This window comes from Sulfolobales archaeon, from assembly GCA_038897115.1.
Classification (GTDB): Archaea; Thermoproteota; Thermoprotei_A; order Sulfolobales; family AG1; genus AG1.
In genome coordinates this window covers 24383-47330 of record JAWAXC010000001.1, presented here as the reverse complement: position 1 = coordinate 47330, position 22948 = coordinate 24383, and the positions used below count along the sequence as shown (strand labels likewise).

The window sequence follows — 22948 nt, the reverse complement described above, 5'->3', positions numbered from 1 at the left end:
TTAGATCCTCCTGAGACTCTCCCTAACAGCCTCTATCGTAACCCCTAGATCCTCCTCCGTATGTGCATACGATGGGAACCAGGTCTCCATCTGGGATGGTGGTATGAAGACACCCCTTTTCATGAGCTCCCTATGGAGCTCTCCATATCTCTTCAAATCGCTTCTAGAGACATCTACATAGCTCTTAACAGGGCCTCTAGCCATGAAGATCTGGAGCATACCCTCAAACCTATTCACATGGGCCTCCAAACCCCTCTCGCTAATAACCTTCTCCGCCTCCTCCTCTATCTCAGATGCTATCTTCCTAAGCCAGCTATAGATCCTATCACCCTCAGCCTCTATATATTCTAGAGTTGCAAGGGCAGCCGCAACAGAGACTGGGTTCCCACTATATGTTCCAGCCTGGTATACCCTGCCCTCGGGGGCTATATGCCTCATAATATCCCTTCTACCTGCGTAGGCTGCTATGGGGAATCCAGAGCCCAGAGCCTTCCCCATAGTAACTATATCCGCTCTAACCCCGAAATACCTCTGGGCACCTCCGGGCGATATTCTGAAGCCTGTGACAACCTCATCGAATATCAATAGACAGCCATATCTATCGCATAGCTCCCTACACGCCTCGAGGAAACCTGGCTCCGGCGGTACGAGCCCCATATTGGCTGCTACAGGCTCTACTATTATGGCAGCTATAGAATCCCCATATACCCTCATAACCCTTTCAAGCCCCTCAACATCGTTATACTCAACCACGAGGGTCTTAGCCGCGGCATCCCTTAGAACCCCTAGATGGGATGGGATTCCAGATGCTCCTGATCCAGGTGATACCAATACATAGTCATGGGATCCGTGGAAGCATCCTCTGAACTTCACAATATAGTCCCTCCCAGTATATCCCCTCGCAAGCCTGATCGCACTCATAGTAGCTTCTGTACCTGTGTTGACGAGTCTGACCATCTCTATATTAGGCACGATAGAGACTAGCTTCTCAGCCAGCCTAACCTCAGCCTCTGTTGGCATTCCATATAGAACCCCGTCCCCCAGGATCCTCGAGATCCTATCGACAAGCCAGCTGGGTGAGTGGCCGAAGAGATTGGCTCCATATCCCATAACATAGTCTATATATTGATTTCCATCGACATCATATACCCTCGACCCCTTTGCCCTTGAGATGAAGATTGGATATGGCTTGAAAGCCCTTACAGGGCTATTCACACCTCCTGGTATAACCCTTAGAGCTCTCTCATAGAGGATCCTGCTGCCCTCTGTATATAGCTCTCGAGCCACTACCTAGCCACCCTAGACAGGATCTTCGATGCTTTGAGGGCATAGTATGTTATTATTATATCCGCCCCAGCCCTCCTCATAGCAACTAGGCTCTCTAATATTGCCTCATCCTCTGATAGATATCCGCTTGAGGCAGCAGCCTTGATCATTAGGTACTCACCGCTCACATTATAGACTGCTAGAGGCACCTCTGGAAAGCTATCCTTAACAATCCTCACAACATCTAGATACCATAGCCCTGGCTTGACCATCACTATATCAGCACCCTCAGCAAGATCCATCTCAACCTCTTTAACAGCCTCCCACAGATTCCTCGGATCCATTTGATAGCCCTTTCTATCGCCGAAGAGAGGCTTTGAGGACGCAGCTATCCTGAATGGGCCGTAGAGGCTTGAGGCGTATTTAGCTGAGTAGGACATGATCGCTACATCTGTATATCCCTCTGAGTCTAAAGCGTTCCTTATAGCACCAACCTGGCCATCCATCATAGCAGATGGAGCAACTATATCAGCCCCAGCCTCTGCATGGCTAACAGCTATTCTAGCAAGTAGTTTGAGGGTCTCATCATTATCAACAACATATCCAGACCCCCTTTTAACTACTACACCACAATGCCCATGATCTGTGTAGGAGCAGAGACACACATCTGTTGCAACAACAACGCTATCGCCATACTCCCTCTTAATACTCCTAACAGCCCTCTGGGTGGGGCCATCACTGCTATATGCCTTCTTACCCATCGGATCCTTCTCAGATGGAACACCGAAGATAAGCACAGCCCTAACGCCCGCTTCTAGGAGCTCTCCAACGAAGCCTAGAACACCTTCCACTGAGTATCTATATTGATCAGGCATAGACTCTATAGGGGCTCTAGGGCTTGTCAGACCCTCGTCAACGAAGATGGGCTGGACAAGGCTATCGCTAGAGAGTCTCGTCTGAGAAACTAGATCCCTAATAGAGCTGCTCCTCCTAAGCCTCCTAGGCCTGGAAACAGGATATCTATATGGCCTCGCCACAACCACTACCCCGGCTCAGAGAGTGGGGAGAGTTATAAGGGTTTGCTAACCACATATGGTTACCCATGGTTACAGCTGTATCCTCTGTGTAGCCATCGAGCGTTACACAGGTCTTATAAGCAGTGTCCCCCATAGCCTAGGGTGGCCCTGCTGAAGCTACCGATATTCGTTGATGTTGAGGGTATGAGGATCCTGGTTATAGGGGGTGGGGAGGAGGGGTATAAAAAGGCCAGGAGATTCCTCGAGGCAGGGGCCGAGGTAACTGTTATCTCTAAGGAGTTTCTACCAGAGCTATCACAGCTTGCTATGGAGAATAAGAGGCTCAGGCTTGTGGAGGGAGACGCGTCGGATCGAGAGCTTCTAGAGAGGTCTATCGAGTGGTGCGACATAGTTATATCAGCACTGGGAGATGCTAGGGAGATAGACGATATGGTTATAGATATTGCTAGGAGGAATAGAAAGCTCTATATACTTGCAGGAGACGCATCTAGAACACAGTGTGGCATGGGTATAGAGGGGGCTTCTGGGGACATTAGATTCGCTATCTACACAGATGGGAGGAGCTCTCTAGTAGCTATGGAGGCTAGGGATAGGGTGAAGAGGTATCTAGACTCTCAGAGGGATCTTCACATCATGTTGGATCTCCTATATAGGATGAAAAGAGCCTTAAAAGCCCTCGGAGTACCCTCGGATCTGAGGATCGAGATCCACAGGGAGGTTTTCAGAGACAGCGTATTCAGATCCAGCGTCTCCTCGGGCGATGTTGAGGCTGCGTGGAACAGACTCTGTGAGATCGTTATGTCTAGAGCCAATATAGATCTCAGGAGGGTTGTTGAGATCCATGCAAAAGCCTGAGATAATGGCTATAGCCGTGAATAGGAAGATCCACGGCTATAGCTATGTAGAGAGGGCTAAGAGAGGCTGGGAGGTGGTTGCGAAGAAGCTTGCAGAGATAGTGGAGAGGGGCCAGCCAATAGGGTATGTGGTTCTCGATACATGCTCGAGGCAGGAGATCTATATAGCTGCTCCAGGGGATAGGATATATAGCTATGCACACGAGGTGGGCGAGGCATTAGCGAGAGCATCATCAGCAGATCCTAGGATATATGCTGGTCTCGAGCTGGTGGAGCATATTTTAAGAGTTCTCTCAGGCAGCGAATCTCCGGCACCATTCGAAAGAGATATTCTAGACCAGGTTAGAAAGGCACTAGATAGAGCACCCCAAACAGCCTATGGGGCTAAAATGCTCTACAACATCTTCAGAGAAGCATCTGAGCTTTCCATAGGCATTAGAAGAGATCTTGGTGTAGATGGTGGCACAGGAATCCCAGAACTCTCCGTATTAGCTGCAAAGCATCTTTTAGGAAACCTAGAGGGTATGAGGGTAGCTGTTATAGGGACTGGAGAGGTTGGGGGTAGGATAGCTAGGTATCTCTCAACATATGGAGTCTCAGACTCTACCATAGTTGGTAGAAGCCTTGCCAGGGCCGAGGCCATAGCGAAGCTCTTCCCCAGGGGCAAGGCATATACAATGGATAGGATTGGAGATGCTATAGCTGGAAGGGATCTTATCTTTCTAGCTGTATCCTCCAGCACGCCAATCCTGGGTGGAAAAGCTATACACGATATACCGGGTTATGTAATAGATGTTGCCATACCGAGGAACACAGATCCCGAGGCTATCGAGGCTCTCGGCCATCGCTATATATGGATGGAGGATCTTGAGGAGATATCCCAAAAGATCCTCCCAAACCTTTATAAAGCCCTCGAAGATTTTGAGAGGGTTTTGAAGATATATATTGAGAGGCTATATACCAGGTATATTATTGAGAAGCTGAGAGAAGATCTCGGGGGGTTCGCAAGGCTATATGAATCCATAAGGAGGGGCGAGATCGAGAGGGCTGTTACGAGGCTCCATCTAGGGGATAGGGAGAGGGAGCTGCTAGATCTTGTTACAAGCTCTATAATGAAGAAGGCCTTAGGTGTTTTAGGAGATCTGCTTGGGGAGAGTTCACCCAGGGGTGGTGATCGTGGTGGATGAGATGGATAAGAAGATCTTGATGGAGCTCCAATATAGATTCCCACTAACCGAGACACCCTATCTAGAGATTAGCGAGAGGCTTGGCATCCCATTCCAGGATCTTAAGAAGAGGGTTGAGGCGATGAGATCCAACCTAACGATCAAGAGGATAGGCTTTAACATAAACTATAGAGCCTCTGGAAAGGTTGCTGCATTAGTTGCTGTTAGAGCCCTGGATGAATCTAGCAAGGAGGCTATTAGGAGGATCCTCTTAAGAGATCCTGATGTTACCCATAACTATGTTAGAATCCACGAGAGATATAATATATGGTTCGTGATTAAGAGGAGAAGCGTTGAGGATCTTATGAGGAGCGTTGAAGAGATCGTAAGATCATCGGGGGTTGAGGAATACCTAGTCCTCCTAGGGAAGAGAACGTATAAGCTATCCGTTAAATTCGATCTTTGGAGAGGCATATCATGGTCAGAGCCAGAGATCCTACCAGAATCGATACCCACATTCGAGGAGCTCGGCATAGATAAAGAGCCCTTCTCACAGCTATCCAGATGGATCCCCGTTGTGGAGAGGCCATATAGAGATGTTGCCGAGAGATACGGCTATAGAGAGGATGAGCTTGTCAACCTAATCAAGGAGCTATATAGGAAGAGGGTTCTTAGAAACATAGGAGCAACTCTCGAGGGGAGGAGGGTTGGGATCACATGGGATGGCATGGTTGTTATCAAGGGCTCTGAGGAGGATTGTGAGAGGATAGCTAGAGAGATCCCCGAGGCAACCCATGTTGTATATAGAATCCCCCTCAACGGTGAGTGGGAGTATAGGGCTTATTTCATGGTTCACGCAGATGATAGAAGCAAGATAGAGGCTGTTGCTAGGAGGGCTTCGGAGATGCTTGGTGATAAGGACTACAGGATCCTATATAGTATCGAGAATCTCAAGCCAGGTATACATTCTAATGAGTAGGGCTCTACCATGAGGTATAGAAGGCTGGGTAGAACTGATCTAGAGGTTTCAGAGATATCCTATGGGGTCTATAGCGTCACAGGGATGTATGGAGATATCGGTGTAGAGGATGCTATAAAGATCTTGAGGCTAGCATGGGATCTAGGGATAAACCTCTTCGACACAGCTGATGTATATGGAAAGGGCTATGGCGAGGAGATCCTTAGAAGGGCCTTCGGAGATGGTGTTAGAGAGATAATAGTTGCTACTAAGGTTGGCTATGATATATACGCTCCCGGGGAGAGGCTTCAGAGGAGATATGATCCCGAGTATATTGTGTACGCTGTGAAGAAATCGATCGAGAGGATCGGTAAGAAGCCGATCGACATCATACAGATCCACAACCCTCCCCTCGAGGTTCTAAAATCACCCCAGCTCTATAGAACCCTCGGAAATATTGTGGAGAGGGGCTTAGCCGAGCATGTAGGCATAGCCCTAGGCCCTGAGAGGGATGTTCTGAGAGAGGCTCTAGAGGCTATAGAGCATAACGAGGTCGAGGTTATCCAGTTCGTCTATAATGCTCTTGAGCAGAGGCCTGGTAGGGAGATAGCCCGTGCAGCTGGTGAAAAGGGTATAGGAGTTTTGGTTAGGGTTCCACATGCTGGTGGGATCCTCAGCGAGAGGATCGATAGAGAGGGTGTTAAGAGCCTGAGGGACCATAGATCTCTGAGGGATAGGGCTTGGCTTGAATGGGCATTCAACCTCTACGATGCTATGAAGCCTATCCTCAGAGGATACGGGGCTACCCCGGGGCAGAATGCTATTAGATTCATACTATCTAGCATACCAGTATCCTCCGTAGTCGTTATAGCCACATCTGAGGAGGAGCTTAGGGAGTACGCAGAAGCCCCTGACAAGGGTCCACTGGATCTCGAGGCTGTTAACAAGATTATAGAGCTCTATGATGAGGCTGAGAAGAGATGGGTGGGGAGATAGCATTTATAGGTACAAGGGATACATGGGCTAGGTGGAGATCTCTATTCAATGATAAGGGCTTCTCACTACACCTGGTGGAGGGTTTTGACGCCCTACCCATAGAGGATCTTGATGATAGGATCTCAAGCATCATTGGGAGGAGATACTCCTCAGCTATATTCACGAGCAAGAACGCCGTTAAGATCCTCATGTCAAGCGATATAGGTAGGGGGTTTGTGGAAAACCTATATAGGGAAGGCTCGCTACTCGTCTCCATAGGCGAGGGCACTGCTGAGATTCTTAAAAGCCATGGCTATAGATCCTTCACCCCACCTATTGAAAGGATCAGTATAGCTGTCAGCATCATAGGCTCCGCAATAAGGCCTGGAGGCAGGATAGCTGTTTTAAGCTCGGATAAGCTGGATCTAGGGTTTGGAGGGGCTTTAGAGGGTATAGAGATAGATCATATAAAGATATATAGACTAGTAATGAGGGAAGAGAGTATAGAGATGATAAGGCATCTAGTTGAAAGGGGGGTTAGAAGCTTCATAGTAGCATCGCAGACAGCCTCAGAGCTTCTGGCAGAGGCTATGGCCAGGGGATATAGAGATGGCCTGGACACAGCTATTGAGGCACATGCTATGAGCAGTAGAATCGCTAGACCTCTAATTGAAAAGGGTCTAGGCGATAGGGTAAGGGTAATAGTATATGAGAGCCCAACATTCAGAGGATTCATGCTAAGCATAATCGAAAGGATATCTGGGCATAGCTAGAGCCCTAGAGATCCTCGGGATGGAATATAGCTTTACATGTGAAAGCGATCCTCTCTAAACATAGAGAGAGTTGATAGATATAGTCTTAATGCTTTACTTCTTTGCATATACTTCACAATATCTATATATAGTTTACTTTGTAAAGCCTTATAAGCTGGGTGGGGAGTTATATCTGGTGGTCATCTATGTTCTCAAGCAATGTGAGGTTGCTTGGTATACACCATATAACAGCCCTTGCAAGTGATCCCCAGGCTAACCTGGATTTCTATGTGGGTGTGCTGGGTTTAAGGCTTGTGAAGATAAGCGTTAACCAGGATGATCCCGGTGTGTATCACTTCTTCTACGCAGATGCTAAGGGCTCCCCTGGAACTGATCTAACGTTCTTCCCCTATCCCGGGGTTCCTAGAGGGGTTCAGGGGTATGGTGTTTCTTCGAGGGTTTATTTCTCGATACCAATGGATTCTCTGGATTACTGGGTTGAGAGGCTTAAGAATGCTGGTGTGAAGATTGGGGAGCCTAGGAGGGAGGATGATGGTATAGTGGTTGAGTTTGAAGATCCAGATGGCCTACCCCTGGCCCTTGTAGCCCATAGAGATGCTGATCAAAAGCCTGTTGAGCCATGGAGAGATAGCCCGGTGCCTGGGGAGCACTTCATCAGAGGCTTCCACAAGGCAGAGATCACTGTTGTTAGTTGCAAGCACAGTGGGTGGTTTTTAGAGGATGTTCTCGGCTTTAGAAAGGTCTATGAGGGTCTTCACAGGGCTAGATACGAGGTTGGCGATGGAGGCTCTGGAGCTATGATAGATGTTCTCTGCCCTCCAGGGCTTGACTATGGCTATGTTGGTGCTGGATCTGTTCACCATATTGCTTGGAACACAGCCACAAAAGAGGATCAAGCCGTGTTTAGGGAGAGACTGCTGAGGCTAGGTTTCAGAGTAACCCCTGTTATTGATAGGAAGTGGTTTAAATCAATCTACTTCAGAGAGCCTGGTTACGTGCTATACGAGATAGCCACCTCAGGCCCTGGCTTCAGCGTTGACGAGCCTCCTGAGATGCTTGGAAGCGATCTCGTACTCCCAGAGTGGCTCGAGCCTCAGAGGGGATGGATAGAGAGCAGACTGCCAAGGGTTAGGCTCCCAAGCGGTGTGGAGATTCCTAGGAGGAGGGGCTGATGGTACAGATTATAAGGGGCGAGCTCCTGGGTTTTAAACATATCTATATACCCCCGTCTAAGGGGGATAGGATCCTTGTTCTCCTCCACGGCACGGGAGGGGATGAGGAGGATCTAGTGCCTCTTGCAAGGTCATTAGACCTTGATGCAGGGATCCTCAGCCCAAGGGGGAAGGTTCTTGAGAATGGTATGCCCAGGTTCTTCAGAAGGATCGCTCCCGGTGTATATGATCTTGAGGATCTTAGATATAGGGCTGAGGAGCTAGCGGATTTCATAGAGATCGCATCCCATCAATATAATTTTAAGAGGGCTAGAGCCATAGCTATTGGCTATTCCAACGGTGCAAACATAGCTATAGCCACTATGCTCCTAAGACCAGGGGCATTCGCAGGGGCGATACTTCTGAGGCCATTCTTCCCAGTAGATCTTGGTGTAAGGCCCAACCTAGCTGGGAAGGAGATCTTGATACTAGCAGGCTCCAGAGATCCTATAGCGCCTCTAAATGATACAGAGAATCTATATAGAATGCTTATATCCCTCGGGGCATCTGTAGAACTCAGAATCGTGGAGGCAGGGCATGAGCTGAGTAAGAGGGATATAGAGGCTATGAGGGATTGGCTTCCAAAAGCCTATAGCAATATAGAGAGAAACACAACCAAACCAGATCTAGGATCACTAGCAGATCTATATTGACCAGGGCAAAACCTATAAGCTGTGGAGAAACCGCATATAGGTGACATATATGCCATGGAGAAGGGTCTTCTCGGAGAGGGCTCTTGAAAGCGCAGGAGGATCTGTAGCTGTTAAGGTAGATGATAAAGTGATCTTCATAGCAAGGATAGATGGAGAGCTATATGCTATAGACGCTGTATGCACCCATGCTAGATGCATTCTAGGTATGGTGGATAGAGAGAGAAGGGTGGTTAGATGCTATTGCCACGGAGCAGTCTTCGATCTCAGAAGCGGGGCAATGCTAGAGCCTCCAAGCGTAGCACCCAACTTCCCCAAGGAGAAGATGGGTTTAAAAACATATGGTGTTAGGATAAACAATGGTTGGGTCGAGCTCGACGTATGATCCTACGGCTTCTCTACCCATCCCAACAGATCGATCCACAGGCTTTTTCGTAGCTACATCAGCATTCCGCTTAAACCCCTTTTCCTCATAGGTGGATTGTTGTGATTTAATACCAGCCTAATATGTCTCTCTAGATCTTTTTAATATATATTGTGTATAGTAATGCGAAGAATATAGCCATTATGGATGCCGATACTCCCACAGCTATATATGCTAGATCCCATGTTAATGGTATTAAGCTATTGGCTAGAGTATTAACGTGGATCCCTCTATCTCCTGTGAGAACCATATAGGGTATTCTCGGTGCATCATGGAGAGCCTCTCCCAGGGGGACTCCAAGGGCGCTTGAGAGGGCTAGTGTATAGGCTGCTAGATAGCTTCTGCCCCCTTTTCTAGAGGATATGAATAGAGATATAGATCCAATCCATATTGCAGCTATCGTAGCTAGAAATGCTATGAATAGGGGTAGGAAGCTCATATATACACCTTGAAAGCCATTTATAGCTTTGAAGAGGTAGGGCGAGTGCTCCCCTAAAGCTAAGTATAGCCATAGACCTGTTAGACTTTGGATAACCAGGATCGGTAGGCCTACTGCTATGTAGAATCTATATCCCTTTAAATATATATCTGCCTCATATGCATCACGGGATCTCCAGCTTTTAATAGCATATATAGATGCTGTTAGTAAAGAGGCCATTGTAAGGGCTCCTAGCCATGTGTGGATTAAAAGGGGTATGTAGAGTGGGTGTTTAATAAAGCCCCAAGCTTCTCTGGGCATAGCATCTGGGTTATCTATATATGCGAAGATCGCTCTGAAGCCTGCCGGCACCGCTAATGCTGATACACCCATGATAACCCCTATCATGATATGTGTTCTCGGGGATACCCTGTCCCAGCTATACCAGTAGATCACTATTGACGGGATCGAAACCAATATCCCCACGAGGGCTATCGATATAGCCGTGAAAAGCTCCGTCATAGCTATATAGGTGAGGGATGGCCAGAGACCTGCAAGAACTATTGTGAGCCATGTCCCCCACACACCTGCGACTAGGTCTGAGACTGCGAGGAATCTAAATGATCTCCTTGCTACCTCGAGAAGCATTGGATCCCCTCTTCTATAGGAGATATACTCGAGCATTGGAACCAATATCGAGAGGCCGAGCACTATGTTCACAAGGGTTACGTGGATAAGGACGGTCATACCTGCTAAGATGAATGACATCCAGGCTACCGGGCTTATATCTATATACTGGCTCATGCCCTTATCACCACGATCTCCTTCTCAAGCTCTCTCAGAGGCCTTATAGTGAGGTAGTAGAGCGCTATGAGACCTCCAATGAAGATTAGGAGGATTATAGCTATCACCAATAGGCTGAACTCAAAGGATATCGGGACAGGGGTTATAACCTGGTCTTTCCTCACAAGCCCATATATGGTCCAGGGCCTCCTACCTATCTCCCTAACAGCCCACCCCGCTGATGCTGCTGCAAGGGCTAGTACTGGGGCTGCGAATGATGAGTAGATTATAAGGGTCTCAGTATCTGTTCTCAGGATCTTTCTAACAAGCCTATCTATAGCATCTATATATAGGCCGAAATATGCTATCCCCATGATGAAGAGTATAACGCCTGATACCACCATTGTGTAGTAGAGCATATGTATCAAAGGTCCGATCTCTCTAGCTGTTTCTATCGTTAGCATCGCAGCGTTGGGGTAGAGGCTATTGCTGGCTAGGGAGGCTAGGTAGTCGAGTCCTTTGAAGTAGTAGTTAGGATCGCCGTGGAGGATGATCCCTAGGATCGGGTTGACGCCTCCCTCCGGTGGGAAGCCCTCTGCCATGAGGAACTTCACATATTGATATTCATAGACAACCCTCCCCATTAGATCCCCGGCAAGGGGCTGGAGGATCGATGCTACTCCTCCAAAGCCAAAGGCTATCCTAGCTATCCTTTTGTAAAAGGATCTAGCATTGCTCTTAGTCCTGAGATACATATATGAGTAGACAGCTGCAGTCTCAAAAGAGGCTATAACTATAGTTGCCAATACCGTGTGGAGAAATGTTGGCAACAGATCCGGGTTTTGAAAGGCAGCCCCGGGATCGTAGAGGATATATCCCACACTCCTCAGAGCCTCTGGATCAGATAGTATGCTGGGACCGGACTGGGATAGGAGTCCCAGTGCATTCTGTGCTGCGGTTGCATTTACGATCTCAGGCCCTAGAACCGGGGTCCAAGGAAGGATCTTGCTCACCAGCGACCCAGTACCCCAGGGGATCTGCATCCACGAGTTAGCCGCTAGGATTAGATATGCAGATGCATTAGACCCTATGACCCCTTCCCCGCCCTGAGGGGCGGGGTTTTGCTGGGGTCTCGGGTGTTACCCCCCTTTGTGGGGGCTACTCCATTATGATGAACGATGTAGGATAGTGGTTTCTTTATATGCATAGGTGTTTTTCCTGTTGCTATCCTCATTATGTTTAGTGCTCCGTTTAGATCGCTGTGTAGCTTATGCCCTAGCGGGCATGTCACCACTCCTCTATGCTCTCTCCTAACTTCAACCTCGTGGTATGCACATCTGCTTGATGTGCCATACTCTATTACCTCGAATACCCTCATACCATATTCCTGTGCCTTGAGCTCGATTGTTTGGATTAGCCTGTGGTATGACCAGATATTCACGCTAAACTTGTTACCACTATCCTGGGATATGTTATATGGATATCCTATGTATATCGTTGATACCCCGAGATCATGCAGCATCCTGATCAAATGAGAGGCTAATGTCCTGTATAGGTGTAATAATCTCCTATATAGCTTTCTGAATAGCCTCCTCCTCTCCCTTCTAAGCTCCTCCGCCGCCTCAAGCTCACCTATATTCCTGGCCATTGCCTCGAGCGACTGTACCCCGGCTATCCTCTTCTCGAAGTAGAAGTAGTCCTGCTTAGCTCTAACACCCTTGTACAAGAGCCAAGTACCATCATTGATCATAACGCTTGCCATAACATTGATACCAAGATCAATTGAGGCTATCCTATCACCCTTTGGAGAAGCAATCTGGATCGATTTTCTCTTACCTCTGACAATGTGCTTGGCTTTATTGCCGTTTTTCGTTGTCTCTACACCGACCTCGACTGGTATGTGGGCGTACCACCTATTGACAGCCTCGTCATATATGATCTCCAGCCTCCCCTGCTTACCATACCACCTGATCTCACCAACAAAATCGATCTCCATGCCAAAGTCCTTAAGGATCAGCTTCTTCCTCTCAACATCAACCACATATCGATCCTGCCTAATCACTATGATCTTCCTCCTCCCACCCTCCCTATCCTTCCAATACCCAGGCGGGCTGACCTTCTTAATGAAGGGAGGTAGCCTCCCCTCCTTCATAGCCTTAAGCTGTGAGAAGAACGAGTTCCAGGCCTCGTTATTCTTCTGAATAACGGCCTGGGCATTGACACCGAGGATATCCCTATACCTCTCATAGTACCTCCTATAGGTTCCCTTGAAATCTACTTTCTGTTTGCTGAAGAACTGCTGCCTCCTCTCATAGTTCACCTCATTATACAACCTAGCACATACATCCCCCAGCCATGACAGCCTCCTATGCTGATGTCCATTTGTCAGTAGACAGACAACATTCATCCTTATATTGGAGAGGTGGGCCTCCGAGATGGTGGGTATTGCAGGGGATAATCGGCCCCCGCTCCTCATCCTAGTAGATTGACCCACCATCCCGGAAGCCCAGAGCATATACCGAAACAAAAACCTAAAAATCTAACCCCGCCTTCAAAGGCTAGGTTTGCCAACTAATTTTATATCAACACGCTAAGCCCTATCAACCAGTGGATCCACCCTCTCAGCCTGCCCCATGTATATAGATATGTTGGTAGCGACACGATCTCGGCTAGGAATGCGAAGAGCTCGTAGAACATTGGGAGGAAGAAAGCAGATCCTATAGCCAATATCGTTCCAGACCATATCTGCACCAAGCCGAACTCCACCAGAGTGCCTGTCACAGCGCCGAAGGCGAAGGATATAGCCCATACATAAGAGGTTATCTTAGCTGCTAGCAGAAGCTGCTGATCCCTCCTAGCTATGCCAAGACCCTCTAGAAAGAGAACCAGATATGGAAGCCCAACAGCCATAACCAAGAAGAAGCCATGGACATAGATACCCACTATGGTCATGGGGATTGCATTGTTTAGCGAAGACTCAGAGATTATACACCACCTCGTATTTATACATCGAAAATTTCTTAAAAAGGTGGTTATTAAGAACTAGAACAGACTAGATAGACATATCTAAACCTATACCATATTATATTATAATATAATATTGCTCTAACCCATATCTTAGAAAATTGGGAAGTCCCAATCTCTTTCAGCAAGGCTAGCAACCCCTTTCAAACGTTGCTAGCCTTGGATATAGTGTGGGGAATGGCGGTAAGCACTGTGAAATAAGGATAAAGCCTCCGAATCCCTTTGCTTCCGCCATAGATTTGGCAAGGCGGGGCAAAAGGCTAAGGCGATGAAACCAACCCCTGCAGGTAGGGACAGAAACTTTGAGCTATTGCTTTCTGTTCTGGATTGCGTCTTTCTATGCTATAATTTATTGGTAATACGCCAGGCAGCGAGAGCTCTGTTCCAAGCCTATGCAGGTTTACCCTAGATGGGAGCCCCATGCCGTTGGGCTTGACAAAGCCCCATGAACCCATGGGATGAGCTAGGAGAGCCCTCTGGGCGAGGTGGAACTCCCAATCGCTAAACAGAGTAAAGCGGTAGAGGAAGCATATGAGGAGTGAAAACTCTCTAGATGGGATCCTCATTTTGATAGATTGATTGCTAACAAACCTCGTCCTTTAGGGCGGAGAGGGGGTCATATACGTTCTAGTTCGATCTTATGCTTAGAAGGGTTTTAAATATATAAGGTGGGGCGTTGACTTAGGCTTGGGTTTAGTAGTGGGTATAGGGGCTAAACCTAGAGCCTATGGCCAGGCTATTGAGAAAATTATAGATATGATGCATGGGTATGAGATAAGAGAGGGTGGGATAAATATAAAGTTCTTAGATCGTGAGGATAAGGCTAGAGAGATATTCGGGCTTGGCAGAGGGGTTATAGAGGATAGTCGGGTAACCATTCTATATGGGCCCAAGTGATGTGGTAAAACCACCCTTTTTCAGCCCTTTTAGATGCTCTGATTAGGTCTAAGGATATGTCTATAGATAGTGGTGTTGAGATCCACTATGTCATTAGACACGAAGTTGGAGGGAATATAATAGTAATGTCGACATCAAAGAATAAAGGAGTATTTAATGTGGTGGTGAATAGGATTAGAGATCTATTTAGAGGTATCCAAATTAATTTTAACCCATTGAGCCCCATACCTATGGGTATGATAAGTATTTCCATGAAAATCTTTAGAAAGGGCAGATCTTTAAGCGGTGGTGATGCAATAACAATTGCCATGGAAATCGTGGATGGAATTGCTTCAAAAGGTAAGGAGGAAACTTGACACGTGGTTGTGGTTGATAAGTATAGGTTATCATCTGATCTTGATTATAGTTCTTTGAAGGGTCATGTGGAGGTTTTCTATAACAGGCTTGTTCATATTGTGAATAAGCTATTAAGAGATCGAGGCATATCATTAGCATATAGTGATTACGAGCGATGCATCTATAGAGAGGCTAATGGTTGGTGACTCGGCCTAGGGCTAAACCCTCTTAGAGGGGATGTAGCCCAAACCTCCCAGCCCTAGAGGGCGAGGCTTTCATTTGTAATAAACTGCTACATATATTATTTCTGGATGGTGGGGAATATTGCGCAGAGCTAGGGATCGGAATATTGAGGACTTTGCGAGGCACCGCGATTTAGCGGTTGAATTCTTTTATAAGGGGCTGGCTGAGATTGATGGAAGCCCTGCCCAGGCCTCAGAAAAGCTGTACAAATCGGTTGAGGAGGGTGTGAAGGCCTTAGCCATATACTACGATCTCAGGGACGTGCTTGAAAGGGTAGGGGATAGGGGGAGGTGGTCTGTGAGGGATCTTGAAGATTCTGTTGTGAGGCTAAGCAAGATATTAGGTGAGTGGCTCAGAAGAGCCTGGGAGGCAGCCTATTATCTCCATGTAGAGGGCTTTCACGAGAGTAGGCTGAGCCCGGCTAGCGTGAGGGAGAGAGTGGGAGACGTGGAAAGAGTCATCGAGGAAATCAAGAAAATCACCATATGAACTTTATGAACTTTACATCTAAAAGCCACGTCCTCTAGGATGTGGATGCTCGCTACTGTTCACCCGAGAGCGGTATTTCATTATCGTTTATGGTTATTTATAGCCGCCCTCAGGCTCATCACGGTCTCCCCTAGGCAAGCTAAGGCGGTTCAGCCACCCTCACCCACCTAGAGGGCACTATTAACTTATAATATCTAGAGCTTATAGCTTATAAAATATGAAAGCATCCAAAAACCATCAAAGACGTTACAGCCCAGCCCTAGGTATTTGCATGCTGCCCTCAGGGTCTCCTTATCGCTTATAGTCTTCGGAGAGGGTGCTTCGTGCTTCCTCCTCAGCCCCTTCTCAACCAGCTCCTGGAACCTCCATATAGCCTCTCAGGGGCTCGATATCTTCAGCGACTCGAGGAGATCTGCCCACTGATCTAGGCTATAGCCCTCCCCAAAAGCTATCCTCCACACGAGGGATGCTATCGCCTCGGCCTCATCCATCCCAACGAGATCAGCCATGATCCTCATAACATCCTCCTCAGGCCTTGGGTCTGCGAAGTATATCGCAGCAGCTATCAGAGGTCTCTCCCAATCCTCAACTCCAACCTTAAGATCCATCGCTTTCAGTTACAATGGATCTCACTTAGGTTTATTCTGGAGGTATTTAAACTCATTGTTGAGCAGGTATGAGGATAGAGTGCTTAGGTATCTGGAGAACTATATGGAGGTTGCGAGGAGGGCTAAGGAGATAATCATGGAGATAGATCCCGAGGCCGAGGTATATGTCTTTGGCTCTGTGGTTAGGGGTAGATATACTGCTGCGAGTGATACAGATATACTCGTTATAACGAGGCGTATAGAGCTGAAATACCTAATCATGGTTGAGGTATATAGAAGGTTAGAGGCACCTATAGAGCTGCATATCACAACGCCGGAGATTTTCGAGAGATGATATAGAAGATTCATTGCACCAGAGGAGATGATCAAGATCTAGTTGTCGATCGATTTAGAAAGGGTTTCAAAACATGGAGGTCTATCGTTTCTCCTTCTAAACAGATCTTTTTCTTATGAGCTATATCTAGGCCCTTTTAAAGCGGAGATCCCCCTTTCTGGGGCTAGAGGGTTCTCACCCAGCGCTGGTTCTGCTGATCTATGTCTTCATATTACCAGCTTCCATCTCTTCTCCGTTGCATCATAGATTAGATTTGCAGATTCCTTTAGCCTCTCGAATAGCTCTAGCTCTTTCCTATCGCTCAGCACAGATCTTATCGCCTCATCGCTATCGCCCCTTATCCTCGAGATCTTAGATGTGAAGCTCTCCCAGAAATCCTTATCAACAGCTATTCTCTCCTTCTCTGTGTTGATTATAACAGCTCCTTCTCTCTCGAGTTTCTGGAAGAACTTATCCCTATTCTTTATCTTACCATAGATCGATGATTCGTAGAATACCTTCTGCTGCTTCAGAATCTCTATAGCAGTTGCCCTCCTAGCCTGAGCCTGCTGTGCCTGCCTCTCCACCGGGGCCTCTTTCTCACCACCTCTCTCCATCTCCTGGAGCCTACCCTCTATATCCTGGATCTTCGATTTGATCTCCTCAAAATCCTCATAGAGAGAAGCTATTTTAGAGGCCAGCTCCTCTATCTTAGATGTATATGCATTGAGAATATCCGAGAGCTTCCTCTCAGATCTAGATGCATATCTAGCAACAAGATCCTCTATAAACCTCCCCAGATCCAGGGCTTGGGAGGATAGCGCAGAGACTATGATGCGTAAAAGATACTCAGAAGGATCCTTATAACCCTCCCTAGAAGCCCTCTCCAAAATAGCTCTATACAAATCATCAGGGATATTCAATACAATCTGAGGCAAGAAACTCTCCTAAGAAAAACTACGCAAAAAAGCATATAACAAACCATCTACCCGAAGGTGGAAAAATACCCCCGGGTTCGTCACAGCGGTACTTCGGCCCCTTCATAGTAGCCTTAGAGAGCCACAGATCTTGGGAATCAGAGCACACTAATAAGAGACACAGCTAGAACTTAAATTTTCCTAGGGCTGAGAATAATTTCGCAAGCCCCTCGGTCTTAGTGAATGCTTAGCCATTTCTAATCAATTGGCTATAAACATAGTGTATTTTATATGCTGACAATTAAATTGTTCTCAGCCCTTACCCTTTTAACACTGATTACATCTAGCTCTAGCACCTTCCCTACTCTCTCAGGATATGGCTTTCTGCTCTAATAGTCTTCGAAGATCCCGATCGGGAGGGAATCGATACATCCCTGGAGATTACTAATACATGTCTAAAAGAGGTTAGAACTATCTATAGATAATAAATTCGATGCCCCACTAACTCAGAGTTTAGCTATTACAGCAAAAACAGGATTCATAAAAAAGATTCAGGGTATTTCGACTATCTAGAATATGTTGGTATTTAAGTGTTATTTAGTTACTACCCATGTTTCTACAAATCCCCTCCAATATATGTTGGTTAGAGGTTCTGAGTAGCTAGCTTCGATTCTAATTACAAGGAATCCCTGGGTCTGTGGGAGTTTAACTTGTATAGCTACCCATTCATTTAGTATTGTGTCGATTGCGAAGTCAGTAAGACTGCCATTGATGTATATCTTATATGTTGCTGCTACAGGCTCCATACTTAGTTTCCCAGGGCCTACGCTATTTAGAGTCACGGTTCTTAGATAGAGCGTTAATATAGATCCTGGACTAAGGATCCTAGTATGTGGTTTGATGAAAACACCTAGCCAATTTAGATAAAAGTTGGATTTATCGGCAACCATGCTATATGGCCCTCTAATCACTATGAGATATCTACCGCTTGGCCATGTTTCATTGAATGATAGATCGACCTGGTATGAGCCCCCACCAAGGTCTCTAGCCTTTGAAGAGTATACCTCGACCCCTGTATCATGTATAAATGAAACTGTTAGATTAAGTGATGGCGCTGGAGATCCATTTATATAAAACGCGGAGAACCTTACAAACGCGCTATCCCCAGCTCTGAAATATGTGGATGCGATGCCAACACCATCTATAACTTTAAAGATCCTAGGCGTGGTTATATAAAGATCATAGGGCACCTTCTGGATCATGGGTTTAGGCCCTATGATCTTAAGATATCTAGGATCTCCATAAAGTATTGTTACATTCAGGGTATAGGGTGTAGGCGCCGGGCACAGCCATACTACAATCTCAAAGGTATAGTTACCATAAACCCTATTTACATAAAACTCCAGGCTCTCAGGCCCTAGGAGAGCGCCTGAATATGCTATCAGATTCCCACTGGGATCGTAGACTGCTAAGTCGAGATCACACGTTGCTAAGGTCCAGCTAAGCTCTGCAACCACTTTTATAGGGACTATCGAGTAGAAGGGAGATATACTAACATTATGTCTAGGGCTAGCCCCTCCAAGGATTCCGATAACCCTCTCCCCAGGTGGTGCTGTGCCCTGGATTATCCTTTGCGAGGGTAGAAGATCCCCTGTATAGATGGTCATTCCAAGATACTCTTGGAGCTTCTCAGGACTCCACCTAGGCTTCCAACTAGGAAGCTCGCCCTTAGTGATTGAAGCCATATAGACGGCAGCTTGAGCATTTATATATCCAGCCCCAGCCTCGAACTCGCCGTATCCAGGCATTGGAGTAGCGGTTGATGTAAGTATATCTTTAACCTGATCAGGCGATAGATTTGGATTAACGCTCAGCATTAGAGCTACGACACCCGAGACGTGGGGTGTCGCCATAGATGTTCCCGATAGAGAGGCATAGTAAATAGTCCAGGATATATTAACTGGGTTGGGGTTAGGATCTGTGGCTGTTATAGCGATAGTACTTGTTCTAGCCGATACTATATCCACTCCAGGAGCTGTTATGGTTGGTTTCTTAAAAATATGTCCTGGAACGCCTCTTGAGGAGAAATATGCTAATTCTCCCTCCTTAGTCCCAGCAGCAACGCCTATGACCCACGGTACAATGCTATACTTATTCAAAGTATCGATCCGAGGACCGCTATTTCCAGCAGCGAAAACCACTACTATGCCTCTTCTATATGCCTCGTAGCTTGCTAGGTTTATCGGATCCCAAGGATCTATATTAGTAGCCGTTGTTCCCCAGCTATTGCTTATAACCCTTATATTATATACCTTATAATTCTTTATAACCCAGTCAAAGGCCTGAAGCGCTGTAAGGATAAAGAGAGCCTCGCCAGCACTTATGCTGATAATATTTACACATGGTGCAACCCCCCTGTAGTACCCCTGACTAGCAATCCCCCTACCCCCTACTATCCCAGCTACATGGGTTCCATGCCCAGAAGTTAGATCTGTGTTTAAGCCTGTAGCATTAATCACAACATTATTAACGATCTTAACATTTACAACTACAGCGTCTCTCAAATCGGGATGCGTCTGATCAGCCCCGGTATCTATTACAGCAACACCTACCCCAGCGCCACATGTTTTGGGAGATCCGATACCCTCCCAAACTTTAGTAGCATTTATGAGCTCCGTAGACTCCCTTAAGAAATACTCAAGCTTTTTATTAAGATATATAGACACGATTTCCTGGCTATTGATTAAGATCTGTAAGAACCACTTTGGAAGCACAGCTCTGATCATTGGTAGTTCCTCGAATATATAGGCTCCAGGATCGAGCTGGAGAATCAGCCTTGAGAATCCTAGCTTAGCATTATTATCCATAAAGCTTATAATTACATCGATATTATCATTAGATCCTATACTCTGGATAAGGGATAAGAGATCAGGATCTATTGATGGCTTTCTATCAACCCACACATCTATTTCACTGGATACCGTATCCTGCTCTTGATGGACTACAGCTGGATATGTGTGTAGTGTAATCAGCAATATGAATAGTAGTGATATATAGTATATTTTAGATCTTTTACTAATATATCTACATTTTATTTCCATATACCATCACACCTTGCCAAAAACTAATCCCTAGAGCACGTATAAATCTTATTCCTTTAAGATCCTTAAAGAAAATATTATATAAAGATTTACATAAGCATGTTTAGAGTAGAGCAGGGCTTAATAGCTCCTTATCTACCTTCCTCTATGTTAAGCATCACTATCATCTGAACCCATCTGTTAACCCTATTAAAAACTTCTCCATTTTCCAGCTATCTCGCAGAGCTATCTTCTGGGCTATTTAAGCGTCTGTTAAGATAACATTACCATGTGATCGAGAAGGAGGGTCTGCAGAGCTTATTAAAAAGCCTTAAAAACTCCTAATATATAATACAATCCACCCCAAACCATCAAACTTAAAATATGTAGATATATTTAACCGTTTACCTGAGAGCCGTTGTTCCATTCCTAGGTTCCTCACGATCTTCTCCAAGCAAGCTACGGCGGTTCAGCCGGATCTCGGAAACTCGGGGTCATTGTTACATTTATTAGCTTTGGGAGTTTATAGAAATGCATTAGCATAATAGTCTGAAAAGAGTAAAACATCCCTAAAACACTATAAACAATGCTTCTGCCCCTCAGCATAATAGTTTTACTACAGAGCTGGCATACTATTTAGCATATAATATATATATTCATTTAAGCCCTATATGATCTTTGGTGGCTTTATATAGGGCTTTTTTAAGGAGAGTAGAGATATTATGATAAGTGAAATCACTACCATTATATAAGGCATTGTAGTAACTATAACACCTGCTAGGCCAAGCGGTGCTAGAAAAGGTCTCAGAGCTAGTAGTAATCCTATTAGATATGCTGCCGCAGCCACTCCTAGTGGGTGCCAGTAGCCAAGGATTACTGAACCTACTGCTAGCCATCCCCAACCACTTGTTAAACCTGAGAAGTATTTGCCTCCGAAGAGCACTAGAGCCATATATGCACCTGCTAAACCTGCTAACATACCTCCGATCAATATTGTTAGGGCTCTTAGCAGATCTACTCTAAGCCCCCTATCCCCCGCTAAAGCCTCATCATAACCTATAGCCCTTATCTCTATCCCCAGCTGTGTCCTATAGAGTATAAACCATAGTACTAGGGCTAGCAGGAGGGTCAAGGCTAGAATCATGTTATGAGCTAGAGAATATTGTGCTATGTTAGCTCCTATTCTATATCCAAGGCTTGCCATAAGATCTGCTAGTCCCATACCAGCTAATGAGAGTATTAGACCTACAGCGATCTGATCTAGCTTTAGAGCTATGACAGTAGCAATATATATACTTGCTAACACCATCCCTGAAAGAGCACCCCCAATGAGCCCTACTATAGGAGATCCTGTGAATGCTGATAGAGCAACAGCGATCGAGGCTGAGAAAGCCATCATACCCTCAACCCCTAGATTAACCCTACCACTTCTCTCTACAACAGCCTCCCCCAAAGCAGCTAGAATTATGGGTGCCCCTGTTGCTAGAGCTATTATTAAATAGTCTATAATGATCATCCTCACCGCCTCAAGAATATTCTCTTAGAGGCTAGCACAGATAGAACAATTATTGATTGTATTGCAAGCACATATCCTATTGGGAGCCCACTAGCCTGTAGAGATCTGCCAAGGACGAAGATTGAGGAGAAGAACCAAGATGCTATGAGGGCTACGATGGGGTTGTTTCCTGAGAACCAAGCTGCTAGAACCCCCATATATCCATAGCCTGGAGTAACACTCATAGGGGATAAGCTATATTGAAAGCCTAACATCATCAGCGAACCTCCGATGCCTGCAACTAATGATGATATTATGGCTGTTAAATATATAATAACTCTGGGATCTAAGCCATATGTCTCAGCAGCCTTTGGGGCCCTGCCATAAACTTCGATCATCAGGCCTAGCTTAGTTCTTGAGAAAATGATCCAACATATAAGTGATATAAAAATCGATAAGGCTAAAATTACTTCAGCTCCAACTCTATATTTAGTATCGATACTCCTTGTTATAGCAAAAGCCCCGACTCTCCATGGACCCGAGACTATATGATTGATCATATATAATACGATATAGTTAAGCATTAAGCTAATAAGTATCTCATTAGCATTAAAGTATATTCTAAGCACGGCTGGTATAGCACCGAGAAGCATTGCTGAGAGTCCTGCAAGAAGCATTGACGCTGGAATCGCTGCAAAGGGATCTAGATCTAAGCCTGAATATGCTAGAAACCAGAGCGTTATAGCCGCACCTAGCAAGACCTGACCCTCAGCCCCTACTGTTATGAATCTAGCTCTATATGCTAGCGTTAGGCCAACGGCTGAGGATGCTATAGGACCCAAGATAGTTAGGCTTAGCAATAGAGGAGCTGGATTTGTATAGACCCAGGCTATGGCATTGATAATACCTATTAATCCTATAGGGCTCAGGGCCCCTAAAGCTATCGCTATGGAAAAACCTATTATAAGCCCTAGAGAGACTCTTACTAATGCCTTTAGCTTCTCCTCTATATACATTCAATATCCCTAGTA

Annotated in this window: 24 protein-coding genes; 13 read left to right on the top strand and 11 right to left on the bottom strand. The window is 46.0% G+C overall.

Annotation, left to right across the window (positions count from 1 at the left end):
* Positions 1-1287 carry a glutamate-1-semialdehyde 2,1-aminomutase gene (hemL, locus tag QXE01_00245; GenBank protein MEM4969662.1) on the bottom strand — a complete coding sequence of 429 codons (1287 nt, stop codon included), beginning with the start codon at positions 1285-1287 and terminating at the stop codon, positions 1-3.
* Positions 1287-2303, bottom strand: coding sequence for a porphobilinogen synthase (hemB, locus tag QXE01_00240; GenBank protein ID MEM4969661.1), 1017 nt, complete (start codon positions 2301-2303; stop codon positions 1287-1289). The genes hemL and hemB overlap by 1 nt, the downstream gene beginning before the upstream one ends.
* A gap of 141 nt (positions 2304-2444) precedes the next feature.
* Here hemB and QXE01_00235 point away from each other — a divergent pair, with 141 nt between their 5' ends.
* The 8 genes from QXE01_00235 to QXE01_00200 all read left to right on the top strand — a co-directional run bounded on the left by QXE01_00235 (position 2445) and on the right by QXE01_00200 (position 9275).
* Positions 2445-3158, top strand: coding sequence for an NAD(P)-dependent oxidoreductase (locus tag QXE01_00235; GenBank protein ID MEM4969660.1), 714 nt, complete (start codon positions 2445-2447; stop codon positions 3156-3158).
* Positions 3145-4344 carry an NAD(P)-binding domain-containing protein gene (locus QXE01_00230; protein MEM4969659.1) on the top strand — a complete coding sequence of 400 codons (1200 nt, stop codon included), beginning with the start codon at positions 3145-3147 and terminating at the stop codon, positions 4342-4344. Before QXE01_00235 ends, QXE01_00230 begins: the two co-directional genes overlap by 14 nt.
* Positions 4304-5302 carry an Lrp/AsnC family transcriptional regulator gene (locus tag QXE01_00225; GenBank protein ID MEM4969658.1) on the top strand — a complete coding sequence of 333 codons (999 nt, stop codon included), beginning with the start codon at positions 4304-4306 and terminating at the stop codon, positions 5300-5302. Before QXE01_00230 ends, QXE01_00225 begins: the two co-directional genes overlap by 41 nt.
* A 9-nt stretch (positions 5303-5311) precedes the next feature.
* A complete protein-coding gene (locus QXE01_00220) occupies positions 5312-6277 on the top strand; it encodes an aldo/keto reductase (protein ID MEM4969657.1) in 966 nt (321 codons plus the stop codon).
* Positions 6262-7029 (top strand): uroporphyrinogen-III synthase, encoded by a 768-nt coding sequence (locus QXE01_00215; GenBank protein MEM4969656.1) that lies wholly within the window; start codon positions 6262-6264, stop codon positions 7027-7029. The genes QXE01_00220 and QXE01_00215 overlap by 16 nt, the downstream gene beginning before the upstream one ends.
* A 185-nt stretch (positions 7030-7214) precedes the next feature.
* The gene (locus QXE01_00210; protein ID MEM4969655.1) at positions 7215-8201 is read left to right on the top strand and encodes a ring-cleaving dioxygenase; all 987 of its coding nucleotides are present in this window, start codon (positions 7215-7217) and stop codon (positions 8199-8201) included.
* The gene (locus QXE01_00205) at positions 8201-8893 is read left to right on the top strand and encodes an alpha/beta hydrolase (protein ID MEM4969654.1); all 693 of its coding nucleotides are present in this window, start codon (positions 8201-8203) and stop codon (positions 8891-8893) included. Before QXE01_00210 ends, QXE01_00205 begins: the two co-directional genes overlap by 1 nt.
* Before the next feature lie 49 nt (positions 8894-8942).
* Complete coding sequence (locus QXE01_00200) at positions 8943-9275, top strand: Rieske (2Fe-2S) protein (GenBank protein MEM4969653.1); 333 nt, start codon at positions 8943-8945, stop codon at positions 9273-9275.
* Positions 9276-9405: 130 nt separating this feature from the next.
* On the opposite strand, the gene QXE01_00195 is transcribed toward QXE01_00200, so the two are convergent.
* From QXE01_00195 to QXE01_00180, 4 genes are all read right to left on the bottom strand, one after another.
* Positions 9406-10536 (bottom strand): cytochrome ubiquinol oxidase subunit I, encoded by a 1131-nt coding sequence (locus tag QXE01_00195; protein ID MEM4969652.1) that lies wholly within the window; start codon positions 10534-10536, stop codon positions 9406-9408.
* Positions 10533-11558 (bottom strand): cytochrome ubiquinol oxidase subunit I, encoded by a 1026-nt coding sequence (locus QXE01_00190; protein MEM4969651.1) that lies wholly within the window; start codon positions 11556-11558, stop codon positions 10533-10535. Before QXE01_00190 ends, QXE01_00195 begins: the two co-directional genes overlap by 4 nt.
* A 44-nt stretch (positions 11559-11602) precedes the next feature.
* Positions 11603-13012 (bottom strand): transposase, encoded by a 1410-nt coding sequence (locus tag QXE01_00185; GenBank protein MEM4969650.1) that lies wholly within the window; start codon positions 13010-13012, stop codon positions 11603-11605.
* Between the two features lie 80 nt (positions 13013-13092).
* The gene (locus QXE01_00180; GenBank protein ID MEM4969649.1) at positions 13093-13467 is read right to left on the bottom strand and encodes a cytochrome ubiquinol oxidase subunit I; all 375 of its coding nucleotides are present in this window, start codon (positions 13465-13467) and stop codon (positions 13093-13095) included.
* 759 nt (positions 13468-14226) lie between these two features.
* Here QXE01_00180 and QXE01_00175 point away from each other — a divergent pair.
* The 4 genes from QXE01_00175 (at position 14227) to QXE01_00160 (ending at position 15504) form a co-directional block, all read left to right on the top strand.
* Positions 14227-14436, top strand: a complete 210-nt coding sequence (locus QXE01_00175; protein MEM4969648.1) for a hypothetical protein — start codon at positions 14227-14229, stop codon at positions 14434-14436.
* A 56-nt stretch (positions 14437-14492) separates the two neighbouring features.
* Positions 14493-14792, top strand: coding sequence for a hypothetical protein (locus QXE01_00170; protein MEM4969647.1), 300 nt, complete (start codon positions 14493-14495; stop codon positions 14790-14792).
* Between the two features lie 54 nt (positions 14793-14846).
* Positions 14847-14978 (top strand): hypothetical protein, encoded by a 132-nt coding sequence (locus QXE01_00165; protein MEM4969646.1) that lies wholly within the window; start codon positions 14847-14849, stop codon positions 14976-14978.
* Positions 14979-15096: 118 nt separating this feature from the next.
* Entirely contained in the window at positions 15097-15504 is a 408-nt protein-coding gene (locus tag QXE01_00160) for a PaREP1 family protein (protein MEM4969645.1), read from the top strand.
* A 377-nt stretch (positions 15505-15881) separates the two neighbouring features.
* Here the strand turns inward: QXE01_00160 and QXE01_00155 are convergent, their stop codons facing one another.
* Positions 15882-16112, bottom strand: coding sequence for a hypothetical protein (locus QXE01_00155; protein ID MEM4969644.1), 231 nt, complete (start codon positions 16110-16112; stop codon positions 15882-15884).
* A gap of 58 nt (positions 16113-16170) precedes the next feature.
* Here QXE01_00155 and QXE01_00150 point away from each other — a divergent pair, with 58 nt between their 5' ends.
* Positions 16171-16446: a nucleotidyltransferase domain-containing protein gene (locus QXE01_00150; protein ID MEM4969643.1), complete on the top strand. Its 276-nt coding sequence runs from the start codon at positions 16171-16173 to the stop codon at positions 16444-16446.
* A 206-nt stretch (positions 16447-16652) separates the two neighbouring features.
* On the opposite strand, the gene QXE01_00145 is transcribed toward QXE01_00150, so the two are convergent.
* The 4 genes from QXE01_00145 to QXE01_00130 all read right to left on the bottom strand — a co-directional run bounded on the left by QXE01_00145 (position 16653) and on the right by QXE01_00130 (position 22933).
* Positions 16653-17363 (bottom strand): hypothetical protein, encoded by a 711-nt coding sequence (locus tag QXE01_00145; GenBank protein ID MEM4969642.1) that lies wholly within the window; start codon positions 17361-17363, stop codon positions 16653-16655.
* A 572-nt stretch (positions 17364-17935) separates the two neighbouring features.
* A complete protein-coding gene (locus QXE01_00140) occupies positions 17936-20443 on the bottom strand; it encodes a S8 family serine peptidase (protein MEM4969641.1) in 2508 nt (835 codons plus the stop codon).
* A gap of 646 nt (positions 20444-21089) precedes the next feature.
* Positions 21090-21938: an ABC transporter permease gene (locus tag QXE01_00135; protein ID MEM4969640.1), complete on the bottom strand. Its 849-nt coding sequence runs from the start codon at positions 21936-21938 to the stop codon at positions 21090-21092.
* Between the two features lie 2 nt (positions 21939-21940).
* Positions 21941-22933 carry a hypothetical protein gene (locus QXE01_00130; GenBank protein ID MEM4969639.1) on the bottom strand — a complete coding sequence of 331 codons (993 nt, stop codon included), beginning with the start codon at positions 22931-22933 and terminating at the stop codon, positions 21941-21943.
* Positions 22934-22948: the final 15 nt, after the last annotated feature.